Source organism: Mycobacterium sp. IDUB_5, from assembly GCF_055419565.1.
In genome coordinates, this window is record NZ_JBVAXX010000003.1 from 91,083 (window position 1) to 104,413 (window position 13,331).

At 68.8% G+C, this 13,331-nt stretch carries 12 protein-coding genes; 6 read left to right on the forward strand and 6 right to left on the reverse strand.

Translation table 11 applies throughout. From position 1 onward, the window contains the following. The first annotated feature begins 111 nt into the window (after positions 1-111). Positions 112-1,938 carry a sensor domain-containing diguanylate cyclase gene (locus ACZY1G_RS09720; RefSeq protein WP_463814082.1) on the forward strand — a complete coding sequence of 609 codons (1,827 nt, stop codon included), beginning with the start codon at positions 112-114 and terminating at the stop codon, positions 1,936-1,938. Here the strand turns inward: ACZY1G_RS09720 and ACZY1G_RS09725 are convergent. From ACZY1G_RS09725 to ACZY1G_RS09745, 5 genes are all read right to left on the reverse strand, one after another. Further along, positions 1,924-2,946: an NAD(P)/FAD-dependent oxidoreductase gene (locus ACZY1G_RS09725; protein WP_463814083.1), complete on the reverse strand. Its 1,023-nt coding sequence runs from the start codon at positions 2,944-2,946 to the stop codon at positions 1,924-1,926. The two genes, ACZY1G_RS09720 and ACZY1G_RS09725, sit on opposite strands and share 15 nt — an antisense overlap. After that, positions 2,943-3,446: an isoprenylcysteine carboxyl methyltransferase family protein gene (locus ACZY1G_RS09730; protein WP_463822290.1), complete on the reverse strand. Its 504-nt coding sequence runs from the start codon at positions 3,444-3,446 to the stop codon at positions 2,943-2,945. Before ACZY1G_RS09730 ends, ACZY1G_RS09725 begins: the two co-directional genes overlap by 4 nt. 3 nt (positions 3,447-3,449) lie before the next feature. Further along, on the reverse strand, positions 3,450-4,520 hold the full coding sequence (locus ACZY1G_RS09735) for a type III polyketide synthase (RefSeq protein ID WP_463814085.1): 1,071 nt from the start codon (positions 4,518-4,520) through the stop codon (positions 3,450-3,452). After that, complete coding sequence (locus tag ACZY1G_RS09740) at positions 4,517-6,784, reverse strand: MMPL family transporter (RefSeq protein WP_463822609.1); 2,268 nt, start codon at positions 6,782-6,784, stop codon at positions 4,517-4,519. Before ACZY1G_RS09740 ends, ACZY1G_RS09735 begins: the two co-directional genes overlap by 4 nt. A 100-nt stretch (positions 6,785-6,884) precedes the next feature. Then, entirely contained in the window at positions 6,885-7,571 is a 687-nt protein-coding gene (locus ACZY1G_RS09745) for a M15 family metallopeptidase (RefSeq protein WP_463822610.1), read from the reverse strand. A 174-nt stretch (positions 7,572-7,745) separates the two neighbouring features. On the opposite strand from ACZY1G_RS09745, the gene ACZY1G_RS09750 reads away from it, so the two are divergent. From ACZY1G_RS09750 to ACZY1G_RS09770, 5 genes are all read left to right on the forward strand, one after another. Then, a complete protein-coding gene (locus ACZY1G_RS09750) occupies positions 7,746-7,958 on the forward strand; it encodes a hypothetical protein (RefSeq protein ID WP_463814086.1) in 213 nt (70 codons plus the stop codon). A gap of 88 nt (positions 7,959-8,046) precedes the next feature. After that, positions 8,047-9,399, forward strand: coding sequence for an extracellular solute-binding protein (locus ACZY1G_RS09755; protein WP_463814087.1), 1,353 nt, complete (start codon positions 8,047-8,049; stop codon positions 9,397-9,399). Next, the gene (locus tag ACZY1G_RS09760) at positions 9,396-10,265 is read left to right on the forward strand and encodes a carbohydrate ABC transporter permease (protein WP_463814088.1); all 870 of its coding nucleotides are present in this window, start codon (positions 9,396-9,398) and stop codon (positions 10,263-10,265) included. Before ACZY1G_RS09755 ends, ACZY1G_RS09760 begins: the two co-directional genes overlap by 4 nt. After that, positions 10,262-11,053 (forward strand): carbohydrate ABC transporter permease, encoded by a 792-nt coding sequence (locus tag ACZY1G_RS09765; protein ID WP_463814089.1) that lies wholly within the window; start codon positions 10,262-10,264, stop codon positions 11,051-11,053. The genes ACZY1G_RS09760 and ACZY1G_RS09765 overlap by 4 nt, the downstream gene beginning before the upstream one ends. Further along, a complete protein-coding gene (locus tag ACZY1G_RS09770; RefSeq protein WP_463822291.1) occupies positions 11,050-12,123 on the forward strand; it encodes an ABC transporter ATP-binding protein in 1,074 nt (357 codons plus the stop codon). The genes ACZY1G_RS09765 and ACZY1G_RS09770 overlap by 4 nt, the downstream gene beginning before the upstream one ends. Here the strand turns inward: ACZY1G_RS09770 and ACZY1G_RS09775 are convergent. Further along, the gene (locus ACZY1G_RS09775) at positions 12,120-13,319 is read right to left on the reverse strand and encodes an acyl-CoA dehydrogenase family protein (RefSeq protein ID WP_463814091.1); all 1,200 of its coding nucleotides are present in this window, start codon (positions 13,317-13,319) and stop codon (positions 12,120-12,122) included. The two genes, ACZY1G_RS09770 and ACZY1G_RS09775, sit on opposite strands and share 4 nt — an antisense overlap. Positions 13,320-13,331 lie beyond the last annotated feature (12 nt).

A 13,331-nucleotide genomic window follows, 5' to 3' on the forward strand; every position in this document is an offset into this window, starting at 1 on the left:
GCCATTCTGGCGGGTCCATGTTTCGGAAATGAATCCTGATCGTGAACGCGACCTGTAACAGGTTGTGCGCAAACGTTGCCGCGCCGGGAATTGACGCGGTTGACTGTTCCGATGGCGATGGGCGCGCACCCCGTGGTGACGCGCCGTGCTGCCGCCGCTGTGCCCCCGTTACCGCGGCTGATCGGCTGGACCCTGGCCGTCGGTGTCGCCTGCTTCGCGGTCCGCGGGCTGGTCTTCCTGGATAGCTGGTCCTACGCGATGGTGTGGCCCGCGGTCGCACCGCAGCTGGTCGCCCTGCTCACCTCGCCGCGCAGGCAGTGGCCGGTCTATGTGGTCGCGTTCCTGGCGATCCAGATCATCCCGGCACGGCTCGTACTCGGGCTCGCCCCGGAGATCGGAGTCGTGTCCACACTCGCTGCGGTCGTGTTCGCCGCCGCGATGCTCCATCGCGACCAGGACTGGGTGTCCGGCCACAGCGACTCGCTGCGCAGCTGGCAGCGGTTCCTGCTCTACGGCGTCTACCTCGCGCCGGCGCTGGCCAGCCCGATCGGCGTGGCCGGGCTGGTGATCAACGGCGAAGTCGGTACCGGACCGGGGCAGCTGCTCCACGCCGCGATGGCGTGGTACCTGACCGAGGCCGTCGGCATCGCGTTCCTCGTACCCCTGATGCTCCGGTGGCGGCATTACGTACGCCGGCACACCTGGCGCGACGCGGCATGGTTCGCGACGATGAACGCGGTCACCGTGGGGCTGTGCGCGGCGTCTGCGAGGATGACGAGCTTCGTGCTGGTGTTCCTGTCCGGTCTGCCCGCGCTGCTGGTGCTGATCCGATCCGGCATCGCGGCCGCGTTCGCCGCGATGGCCGTCGGTTCGGCGATGGCGCTGGGGGGCACGTTCGCCGGCTACGGCCCGTTCGCGCTGTCCATCGAGACTCCCGGTCAGGCGTTGATCTCGGTGCAGGTGTTCGTCCTCGGCGCGTTCACGATGCTGGTGCTCGTCGCCGCCGCCCTCGAGGATCGGATGCGGCTGGTCGCCCTCGAAGACGTCAGCCACAAGGCCTACGAACTGATCGCCGACCTGACCGGCGACGTGGTGATCCTCGTCGACTCCGACGGCGCCGTGCTGCACCGCGCCAGCAAGGGGCACGAGATCCTCGCGATCCCCGACGGTCCCGTTTCCAAGTCCGCATGGCTCGGCCAGATCCATCCCGACGACCGCGCGGCCCTCGCCGGTTTCCCGGCCGTGATCCAGAGTGCCTCGGAGCCCTTCCGCGTCCGGCGCACCGACGGATCATGGGGCTGGTACATCTTGCACAGTCGGCGCACCGCGGACGGCTTGACCGCCGCGATCATGCGCGACGTGACGCTGGAGCGCGAGGTGCAGGAGTCGTTGACCGACATGGTGAACACCGATCCGCTGACCGGGCTGGCCAATCGCCGGGGGTTGGACGTTCGCGCCGGTGAGATCTGGCTGCGGGCCAGTGCCGCCGGCGAGCAGGTGACGGCGTTGTTCGTCGACATCGACCACTTCAAATCCTTCAACGACCTCTACGGTCACCAGGCCGGTGATGAATGCCTGCGGCACATCGCCGGGGTGCTGGCGCACCTCGCCGACCCCAGCGTGTGCGTCGCTGCGCGATACGGGGGCGAGGAATTCGCGGTCGTGCTCTCGGGGTGCGACGACCCGGCCGGGTTCGCCAAAGGGCTGGTGACGGCCATCCGCTCCCTGGCGATTCCGCATGCCGGAGCTGCGACGGGCACCGTGACGATCAGCGTCGGGGTGGCGACGCTGCGGCCGTGGCGACAGACCGACCCCGATGCAGACCTGGCGATACGGGACCTGCTCGACCGTGCGGACAAGGCGCTCTATGCCGCCAAGAGCAACGGACGCGACGCGGTGTCGATGTACCGGGAGGCCGGGGTCCTACTCGGCGAGTAGGTTGACCGCCCGGCCGAACACCGACGGCAACGCCTTCGCCGCCGGCACGATCGCGCGCCGCACCGGTGATGCGCTCGACCGCACCACCACCGACGTCATCAGGCGGTAGCGGCGGGTGGATCGGCGCCAGAGCTGTTCATAGGCGTCGGGTTCGTCGGCGGCCACGCACCCGGCCAGCGCGCGGGCCGCGGCGAACGACACGCCCAGCCCCTCGCCGGTCAGCGCGTCGACGTAGCCGGCGGCGTCGCCGACGAGCATCACCCGGCCGGCCACTCTGCGGGTCACGCGCTGTCGAAGAGGCCCGGCAGCGCGGTCGGGACCGTGCGGCGATCCCGAGACACGTTCGCGCAGAGCAGGAAACGCCGCGAGGTGATCGTCGAATCCGCCACGACGAGAGGTGAGGATCGCGATGCCGACGCAGTCGTCGGCGACCGGTGTCACGTAGGCCTCCCCGGCGTCGGGATCGGCGGCCCAGTACACCTCGACGCGGTCGGTCCAGGGCGCGATGCCGACATGACGGGTCAGTCCCCATCGGCGTCGCACGCCTCCGGGACGCCGCAGACCCAGCTGAGCCCGGATCGGCGAGTGCAGACCATCTGCCGCCGCCAGGTAGCGGGCTCGAATCCCGTTCACCGACACGCTGTCTCGGTGCTGCTCGATGGTGTCCGCGGTCGTGCTGACGACCCGTACCCCTGCCGACACGGCGGCGTCCAGCATCGCCTGCTGCAGCACCGTGCGCCGCACCCCGAGGCCGGGGCCGGCGGCGAACGTGGCGGTTACCGCACGATTCGGGTCGAGGTAGGTGACACCGCGAAACGGCACCCCGTCGGGGTGGACACCGAGCGCGGCGAGATGGCGGACGGTGTGCGGCATCAGCCCCTCGCCGCATGCCTTGTCGATCGGTGCCTGCCGCCGTTCCATCACCACCGTCTCCAGACCGAGGCGGGCGGCGGCCAGCGCGGTGGCCAGCCCCGCGGGTCCGCCGCCGACTACGGCCAGATCGATCACGGGAGGCGCTCCAAAGCCTGGTTCTCACAAATGATTCGGGCGTGGAGCAGGGCCGCGTTCAGCGCGGTGAACACGACAGCGGTGAGCCAGGCGGTGTGGACCAGCGGCAGCGCGATGCCCTCGGCGACGACGGCGACGTAGTTCGGATGAGACAGGTACCGGTAGGGGCCGCCGGTGACCCGGCCCGCTCCGGGCACCACGATCACCCGGGTGTTCCACTGGTGACCGAGGGTGCTGATGCACCACCATCGCAACCCCTGCGCGGCCAGCACCACGCCGAACATCGGCCACCCCAGTGCGGGCAGGAACGCCCGATGCGCCGCCTCGAGGAGGCAGGCGGCAAGCAGAGCGGTGTGCAACACCACCATCACCGGGTAGTGCCGGGCCCCGAACTCCACGCCGCCGCGTTCCTGGCTCCACCGCAGATTACGTTGTGAAACAACCAGTTCGGCGATCCGCTCGAGGGCGACCGCGGCGATCAGAACGGTGTAAGCCAGCACGGCTCACCGCCAACCCAGCAGCACGAACTCCGCGCAGAAGCCAGGCCCCATCGCCATCAGCAGACCGGGCCGACCGGCGGGCGGCTTCTTGGCGATGGTGTCTCGCAGCACGTGCAGCACCGACGACGAGGACAGGTTGCCCACCTCGGCCAGCGAGCGCCACGTCAGCTCCAACGCATCGGGCCCGAGATCGAGAGCGTCCGTGATGGCTTCGATCACCTTGGGGCCGCCGGGATGTGACACCCACGCCGCGATGTCGTCGACCTCGAGATCGTGGGCACCGAGAAACGCGGTCACATCGTCGGCCAGGTAGCGGTCGATGAGCTCGGGCAGGTTCGCCGACAACACGAGCGACAACCCGCTTCCTCCCACCCGCCAGCCCATGGTGTCCAACGTGTCGGGGTACAGCCGGCTGCGCGAGTCGATCACCGCCGGACCGTGCGGGTCCAGACGACGGGCGCGCTCCTCGCCGACGGCGACCACGGCGGCCGCCCCGTCGCCGAACAGCGCACTGCCCACCAGGCTGGCCATCGTCGGTTCGACGGCTGGGAACGTCAGGGAGCACAACTCGACGGAGATCAGCGCGGCCGTGTGGCCGGGCGCGCCGCGTAGATAGTCGTGCATGCGAGCGATGCCGGCCGCCCCTGCGACGCAACCCAATCCGAACAGTGGAATACGGCGCACATCGGCCCGCAGTCCCATCCGCGTCGCGATGCGGGCGTCCAGGGAGGGCACCGCGATGCCGGTGACGGTGGTGGTCATGATCATGTCCAGATCGGCGGCGTGCAGCCCTGCCTCGTCGAGCGCTGCGGTCAGCGCCTCGCAGGCGAGATCGGCGGCGTGCTCGAGGTACATGTCATTGGCCTCGCCGAAGTCCTGCAGCGCGTGGTACCTCTCGAGTGGCAGGACGAAATGCCGGCTGGCCACCTTGGCGTGCTCATGCAGAGCGGTGATGACATCGGCGAAGCCGGCGAACGCGGGCATCGCGAGGAAGGTCTCGGTGACTTCCTGCTGGCTGTAGCGGTGTTCGGGGAGGGCGCCGGCGACGCCGGCGATGACACTGACAGGGCTCATGGGGATATCCGTTCCGTGTGTTCTCGAGAAGGCATCGCCGGTGCCTCGGTGAACCCGAGGCGGCGATGAATCCGGTTGAGCCACTGTGGGGCCCACCAGTTCCTGCCCCCCATCAACCGCATGAAGGCGGGTACCGCCACCATGCGCACGAGCGTCGCGTCGGCCAGCACCGCCAGCGTCAGTCCGAGACCGAACATCCGCATGACCGAAGTGCTTGCGGCGATCAGCGCCGCGAAAGAGATGGACATGATCAGCGCCGCGGCGGTGATGATGCGCCCGGTGTGGGCGATGCCCAGTGCTACCGATTCATCGGAATCTCCTGTGCGCAGCCAGAATTCGCGGATTCGAGCGACCAGGAACACCTCGTAGTCCATGGACAGGCCGAATGCGATGCAGAACAGCAGCACGGGCATGTTCGCGATCAGCGTTCCCGTCGGCGTGGTTCCGAGCCCGCCGAGATGACCGTCCTGGAACACCCAAACCAGCGCGCCGAACGCGGCGCTGAGCGAGAGAACGTTGAGCACAAGGGCTTTCAGCGGAACGACCAGACTGCCGGTGAGCAGGAACAGCAGCACGAACATGATCGCGCCGATGAGGCCGAGCACCAGCGGCAGGGTGGACGTGATGGCGGCGACACTGTCCCGGTTGGCCGCGGCGGTACCGGTCATCTCCACCGCGCGCCCGCCCGGGCCGGGTACCGCTTCCAGCCGGTTCAGTTGGGTCTCCGAGGCGTCGGAGAACAGCGGCGCGCTGCTGGCCACGGTGAGATAGGAGGCTCCGTCGCGCTCACCGGTCGGAGCCGACGGCGGGCCGGCGAGGCGGCCGTCGACGTAGGTGCCCGTGGGTGCCGAGACCGCGACGACGTCGGTCACGCGGGACAGGTCGGTGGCATACGTCGACAGCTCGGCGGGGTCCAGTCCGCGAGTGTCGGGCAGCACGATCGTGACTGCGGTGTCGGTGTTCTCGGCGAATTCGTCCCGCAACTGGTCGCCGACCTGGTGGGCCGACGCGGACCGGGGGAGCACGCGGTCGTCGGGGAAGCCCCACCGGACGCCGAGGAACGGCAGGCCCGCGACGACCAGCAGCAGGACGACGGCGAGTCCGAGAGGCACGGCGCGGCGCATCACGGCTTTCGCGCAGCGGTACCAGAAGCGCTGCTCCACGGTGACGGGCTCAGGCTCTGGGCGGCGCAGTACGCGGCGCACGAGGCGGCGTACGTCCAGGGCGGTGTGCCGATCGCCGAGCAGCACCAGCGCGGCCGGGGTGACGATCACCGCCGATGCCGCGGCGAACGCAACCGTCGCCACGCCTGCGTAAGCGAAGGACTTGAGGAAGTGCATCGGGAACAGGACCATCACCGACATCGACAACGCGACCGTCGTCGCCGAGAAGATCACCGTGCGCCCAGCGGTGCCCATCGTCGTGCGGATGGCCTGCCGCCGATCTGCGCCCGTCGCGAGCTCGTCGCGGTAGCGGCTCAGGATCAGCAGCGTGTAGTCGATGGCGAGCGCCAAGCCCATCGCGGTGGCGAGGTTCAGCGCGAAGATCGACACGTCGGTGAAGACGGTGACCGCCCGCAGCACCGCGAGGGCGCCGACGATCGCCATCACCCCGATCGCCACGGGCAGGGCCGCGGCCAGCAGTCCGCCGAACACCCACACCAGGACGAGGAAGCTCAGCGGGATCGCCAACCCCTCCATCAGCAGCAGGTCGCGCTGTGAATGCTCGGTGATCTGGACGTTGACCATCGCGGTGCCGCCGGTCCGCACGCTGACGCCGTCGGGCACGTCGCGGGTGACCTGTTTGTCGATCTGGGTGGCGTAGGTCTGCTGTTCGGCTTCGGTCCCGCTGATGCCGACCACGACGAGCCCGGCTGTCCGATCGCGGTTGACGAGGCCGGCCTGATCGTTCGGCACAGCCGACGGCGGGGCGGTCGGTGCGCTCCAGGCCGACGACACCGTCGCGACGTGGGGTTCGCGGCTCACCTCCTCGGCGATGCGTTCACCGGTCCGGCGTGCGGCCGGGCTGTCGATGCCGTCGGGCGAGGACACCACGATGACCATGGCGACATCGCCCTGACCAAAGGTGTCCGCAAGGGTCTGCGACGCCCGAGCCGACTCGGAACCCGGGTCGGCGAAGCCGCTGGGGGACAGGTGGGCGGCGACCGGCACACCGACGAGTGCGAGCAGTGCGGTGAGGACCGCCGCGGCGGCCACGATCCGGCGCGGGGCGGTGAGGGCGAGCGACGCGATTCGGTTCAGCAGTGTCGTCTCCTGTCCGATCGAAGGCCTGAACGGGACACGACGGGGCCGCCGGTTGGGTTCACCGTCTGGGTCAGGTGTGACCTAAGTCATGGCGGGGGAGTCATCGTGGGAGCTCGAAGTGCTGGTAGTCGATCGGTGTGCGCCAGTGCCCGCCCCAGCGCCAACCCCTGGTCACGAAAGCGTCGACGACCGGGTCGCCGTCGTGGAGCATGCCGGCGTCGCGGCGGGTGCGATCGAGCCATGGTGTGCCGGTGGCGGGTTCGACACCGCCACCGACACCGCCGCGGGCATCGACGTAGGGATTGACGAGCGGATTGATGTCGACCGCCCGGCCATACGCGTGCCAGGACCAGCTGGTGGACCCGGGAATGCCGCGACAGTTGAACGCCGAGGTGTTGTTGTCACGCATCGACAGTTCGTCCTCGGCGCCGGGATAGCGGTTGGGGCTGTGCATCTTCTCGATCGGGAAGCGCAGCGCCGCGAGGCGGGCGAACACGTCGATGACGGCATCGGTGATCGCGGCGTCGACCACCAGCTCTCCGCGATGGAGGCGGCCGTCGGACCCCCAGTGGTCGAGCTCGACGCGTCGTAGCTGGTCGGGAGACACCGGGCAGCCCGGGCGCCAGGTCGCCCCGAGGTCGGTGGCGGTGACGGGGGTGACGGTCGCCGGTTGAGGCTGCGGCGTCGGTGTGGTCGTGGCGGTCCGGGACGTCGTCGGTGTCGGTGTCGGTGTCGTCGGCGCCGGCGCAGGCGCGCACTGCACGAGGACGGCCGCCAGGGCCGCCATCGGGACGAGCCTGCGCAGGCGCACCCCTGCGAACCTACCGAACCGCCCGTCCTCGCTTAGGCCGCCTAATCGCTTTTGTTAGTGCAGCTTTCGATAGTGCCGTTTGCGCAGTCTTGCTGTGATTTGTGTCATTCCGGAGTTATATTTGTGTCTGCCATCACAAGGAGGACGAACATGGCCGGAATCGGCGAGGGCGCAATGGTCCCGCAGGAGATGACGCCTGCGCGCGGCTCTCACCCCGTCAACTGGCTGATCGGGTTCGTGATGGCGACGGTGTTGATCGCCGGGATCGCGGGAGTGGTCCTCGCACTGGCGGGCGGATTGCCCAATGTCGCGATCGTCGTCGCGCTGGTGACCGGAGCGGTGTTCGCCGGATCCCTCTGCTGAGGAACCGCCGCTGGAGTCTGCGCAGGCAAGATTCGGGCTGAGTTTTTCTCTTACGTAGATCCTGCGAGTCTTCGTAGCGTCTCGCGGTGTGACCGTTCCTGCCTTCTCGCGCCGTCGTGCGCTGCAACTGCTCGGCCTCGCCGGCGGTGCGGCTGTGCTCGCCCCGGCCCTGGCCGCGTGCGGATCGTCGAGCACCAGCTCTGCGCTGCCGTCCACCGCGCCGCTGTCGGGCCGCTTCGAGGGCGTCACGCTCAAACTGCTCGTCAACCAACCGCACGTGACGTCGTTCCGGGACGTCCTCGCCCCGAAGTGGGCAGCGGCCACCGGTGGAAAGCTCGAGGTGACCGCATCGCCCTACGATCAGCTGACCAGTAAACAGATTCTCGACGTACAAAGCGGCACCGGTGAATTCGATGTCTTCGACTATTTCTACTTCGGCCTCGGGGATCTCGTCGACGCGGGAGCGCTGACCGAGCTGACCCCGTGGATCGACGCCAACGCGGCACAGATCGGCGTCGACGGGTACCTGCGCTCGGTGTACGACCCCTACACGTTGCTCGACGGCAAACGGTACGGACTGCCGTACGACGGTGACATCCACATCCTCTTCTACAACGCCGAACTGCTGGATCGTTACGGGGTCACCCCGCCCACGACCTGGGACGAGTACGACGAGGTCGCCGCGAAGATCACCACCGACGCACGCGGTGCGGCATACGGCGCCATCGTTTCTGGCCAACAGGTTCCGATGATCCTCGGCTGCTCCTACATCAACCGGCTCACGGGCTACGGCGGAAACCTGGTCGACGCCGACGGAAAACCCACGTTGACCTCCGACGCCTCGATCGCCGCCCTCAAGCATCTCGTCGACGTGGCGCCGTCTGCCCTGCCGACCCCGCTTCAGATCGGCTTCGACCAGGCCAACACCGCGTTCCTCACGGGCCAGGGAGCGCTGCTCGACACCTGGACCGACATGGCATTGCGGGCCGAGGATCCCACTGCCTCCAAGATCGCCGGCAAGTGGGGTGCGGTCTCGCTACCCGTCGGAGGCACCAACACCACGCCCCGCACCGCGTTGGACGCCGGCTTCGGGCTGGGCATCTCCACCGCGACCAAGAACGCCGACGCGGCAGCCGCATTCGTCAACTGGGCGACCGCAGCCCCGCAGAACCTCGTGGTGTCCTCCACGGCGGGCGCCGGGATCGATCCCGTGCGCACCGAAGTGCTCGACTCCGACGGCTACGCCAAGGTCGTCACCAAGGCGATCGCCCCCATCCGGCAGGGTCTCGGCGGTGATCCGCTGGTGTGGCCGAAGCAAGCCGGTGCGCCGAAACTGTTGCAGGACCTGGTCGATCAGCTCGCGCTGGCGATCAGCGGCAGTCAGACCGTCGAGCAGTCGCTGGACAATGCGCAGCGTGGATGGGAGAGCGCCGCGACATGACACGGCGCGTTCCGCTGTGGCTGGCCGCGCCCGCGATCGCCGGACTGACGCTGTTCCTGGTCTACCCCACGGTCTATCTCATCGGGCTGGCCCTGACGAAATCGTCTCTGGCACATCCGCTGCGCAGCTTCACCGGTGCGGACAACTTCGCGACGGCGTTCGCGTCACCGGCCTTCGTCCCGTCCCTGTGGAAGTCGACGCTGTTCGCTCTCGTCGTCGCCGCAGCCACCACCGCCCTCGGACTTGCCCTTGCGCTGCTGCTGCGCCACCGCGGCGGCGGCTTCGGGATCACCGGGGCGCTGCTGCTGCTCCCTCTGGTGACCGCACCCGTGCTGGTCGGGGTCGCGTGGAAGCTGTTGCTGGCACCCGTCGGTGGAGGATTGGCCGGGATCTTCGCCGCCGTCGGTCTGGGTGGGATCAACCCGCTGGGCTCCGGTGCGGGCGCACTGATCGTGCTGATGGTCATCCACATCTGGCAGTGGACCCCATTCGCGACCCTCATCTCGTTCGCCGCCCTCGGTGTCGTGCGACCCGAGCTCCTGGAGTCGGCCCGCATCGACAACGCCGGATGCTGGCGGACGTTCACGACCGTGACCTGGCCGGCGATCGGCCCGACGGTGTGGGCCGTCGCGGTGCTCGAACTCGTGATCGGCTACAAAGTGTTCGACTCGATCGTCGTCATCACCTCGGGCGGGCCCGGATTCTCCACCGCGCTCTCTCCGTTCGTCATCTACCAGACCGGTCTGCGGGGCAGCTTCGACATGGGCACCGCTGCCGCGCAGACACTGGTGTTCGGCCTGGTGGTCGGTGCCGTGGCGACGGTGGTCACCACGCTGCGGGCACGCGCAGTGAAGGCCGACGGGTGAGCCGTCGGATCGCGCTGGCCTGCGCCGTGATCGTTGCACTGCTGCCCATCGCCTACCTGCTGTCGCTGGCCGTGCGACCTGCCGGTGACGTGCTGAATTCGAGCCTGCTGCCGGATGCGTGGACGATGAGCAACGTCGTGAAAGTCTTCGACACCATCGAACTGGGCAGCATGCTGCAGAACTCGTGGTCCTCAGCCGTGGGAGCTGCCCTGCTCGCAGTCGTGATCGCAGCCCCGGCCGCATATTTCACCGCCCGCCATGTGCACGGCGAGCGCTTGCTCACCGTCTTGCTGGCCAGCTATTGCGCGCCGCCGATCGTGGCGATCATCCCGCTGTTCTTCCTGCTGCGCTGGGTCGGTCTGGTCAACAGCGTCGGGGGCCTGATCCTGGTCAACGGTATCGCCGGAGTGCCCGTCGCGGCGTGGTTGTTGGACGGCTTCGTGCGCCGCATCCCCGTCGAGATCGACGAGGCCGCCGCGATCGACGGGTTGGGGCCGACGGCCACCTTCGGCAAAGTCGTTGTGCCGCTTCTTCTGCCCGGCGTGGTCGCGGCGCTGCTCGTCGTGTTCTTCCTCAGCTACAACGACTTCCTGTTCGCGGTGTACCTCGCCGTGACCAAGGAGAGTCAGACCCTGACCGTCGGGCTGTCACTGTTCCAGGGCGACCGAAACGTGCAATTCGGGCAGCAGGCCGCGGCCGGCCTTCTCGGCATCCTGCCGGTCTACGTGCTCGCGCTCGCCGCCCAGCGTCATCTGGTCGGCGGGCTGACGACAGGAGCCACCAAGTGAGTACCGTCGAACTCCACGACATCACCAAGACATTCGACACATCGTCGGGACGGACCACGGTCGTCGACAGGCTCACCCTGTCTCTTCCCGACGGGTCGATGACCGTTCTGGTGGGACCGTCGGGATGCGGGAAATCCACCACCCTACGGATCGTCGCCGGCCTCGAGTCCGCCGACGCCGGGGCCGTGCACATCGACGGGCGTGACGTCACCGCCGCATCCCCGTCCCAGCGGGACGTGGCGATGGTCTTCCAGAACTATGCGCTCTATCCGCATTTGAGCGTCGAGCGCAACATCGCCTTCCCGCTGCGCAACAGCGGGGTGCCCAAAGACGCCACCGCTGAGCGTGTTCGGCACGCCGCGAAGCGGGTGGGGATCACCGCGCTGCTCGAGCGCAAACCCCGCCAGCTCTCCGGTGGTCAACAGCAGCGGGTGGCGATCGCCCGCGCGCTGGTGCGCACCCCGGCCCTGTTCCTGTTCGACGAGCCGCTGAGCAATCTCGACGCCAAGCTGCGCGTCGAGCTGCGGTCCGAAATCCGGCGGCTGCAACAGGACTCCGGGATCACCGCGCTCTACGTGACCCACGACCAGGAAGAGGCGATGACCATCGCCGACCAGCTCGTGGTCCTGCGGGCAGGACGTATCGTCCAGGCGGGCACTCCGGCCGAGCTGTACCGGCGGCCGGCCAACACCTTCGTCGCAGGCTTCATCGGGTCGCCGAGCACCAACCTCATCCCCGGAGCGGTACGCGACGGTGTCTTCGACGGCGGTGGGTTGCGCGTGCGCGTCGCCGGCGCCGACCACACCGCCGTCACACTCGGCGTCCGTCCCGAGGACCTCACCGTCACCCCGGACGCAACCGGCAACGGAACGCTGGAAATCGTCGAATTACTCGGTCCCCGTTACGTTCTGATCGTCCGGGTGGGAGAGCACCGCCTGACAGCGGTGGTCGAGGCCGCCGCGGTGGCGCAGTGGCCCGGCGCGCCAGCACCCGGGGACACTGTTGCGGTGGACGTCCGAGCCGACCGCGTGCATCTGTTCGACACAGCAAGCGGCGACCGGCTCGGCTAGCTGTCGCGCTGGGTGCGGCCGATACCCCACGCGTATGGCGGGGGAGTGCCGTTGACGGCGTGGGCGCCCAGCACCTTCGCCTTGAACAACCGCGGGTTGTGCGAGGCCACCGTGCGGGCGTTGCGCCAGTGCCGATCCAGCCCGCGGGCGCGCGATGCCGCCGACGCACCGAGGGTGTCGAAGAGGTCGGACGCCGCCTCGACCGCCAGCCGCGACGCCGTCAATTGCGCAGCGGCCGCCTCGAGTTCGGTTCGTTCGGCGGCCGCAGGCAGCGCCTCGTCGTCGGCGGTCGCGGCTGCGTCGATCGCCTCCGCCAGCTTCAGGGCGACCGCCTCGGTGGTGTACGCCGCGGTCCAGATGTCGCCCACCCTGCCCAGGATCTGCCCGTCGTCCCGCACCCGGGCGGCGTTGGCGTGGGAGTAGTTGCGATCACGCTGCTGGACCTCGAACGTCACGTCAGTGAGAACCGCGCGGGTGATGCCGGCCAGCGTTGCCACCAGATTCAGTTGATACAGCCCGGTCTGGTAGGGATGCCTGCGGTCGAAGGGAATGACGTCGTCGGCGACGGCGTCGGTGAACTCGGTGGTGCCGGTCCCCGTACCGCGCTGACCGAAGCCGTCCCAGTCGTCGTGGACCACCACGCCGGGTTGGCGGGTGTCCACGACCGCGGTCGCCCAGCCGTCGCCGTCCTTGACGTAGACATCAGCCCATTCCGCGAAGATCGTTCCCGTCGTGTAGAACTTGCGGCCGTTCACCACGCGACGGCCGTCGCGGTGCGTGACCGTGGTCTGCGCATCGCCCATGGCCGTCGGACCGGTCTCCGTCCATGCGTTCCCCGCGATCTCGCCCTCGACGAACCGGGCGAACCACCGGGACTGGTCCTCACCGCGGCGGTGCCGGAACACGGTGTCCTCGACCAGCACGAAGTGACCGCGCAATGCCTGCGCCAGATTGGCGTCGGCCGCGGCGAGGTCGATCCACAGTGCCGTGATCTCGGTCCAGTCCAGCCCCCACCCGCCGAACTCGACCGGCACCCGCAAGGTTCCGAATCCGGCGTGTTTGAGCAGGGTAACGGCCTCGAACGGCAGAGCGCCGGACAGTTCCCGGTCCCGCGTCCCCGCGGCGATCTCAGCGAACACGTCGGCGAAGTGGGCGCGGGCCTGCGCGAGCCTGGGGCGGGTGGCGATATCTGTCACGACCGCACAGTC

Coding starts and splice junctions, on each gene's coding strand:
- ACZY1G_RS09720 (WP_463814082.1), top strand. CDS start 112: ATGGCGATGGGCGCGCACCCCGTGGTGACGCGCCGTGCTGCCGCCGCT.
- ACZY1G_RS09735 (WP_463814085.1), bottom strand. CDS start 4,520: ATGAGCCCTGTCAGTGTCATCGCCGGCGTCGCCGGCGCCCTCCCCGAA.
- ACZY1G_RS09745 (WP_463822610.1), bottom strand. CDS start 7,571: ATGGCGGCCCTGGCGGCCGTCCTCGTGCAGTGCGCGCCTGCGCCGGCG.
- ACZY1G_RS09750 (WP_463814086.1), top strand. CDS start 7,746: ATGGCCGGAATCGGCGAGGGCGCAATGGTCCCGCAGGAGATGACGCCT.
- ACZY1G_RS09760 (WP_463814088.1), top strand. CDS start 9,396: ATGACACGGCGCGTTCCGCTGTGGCTGGCCGCGCCCGCGATCGCCGGA.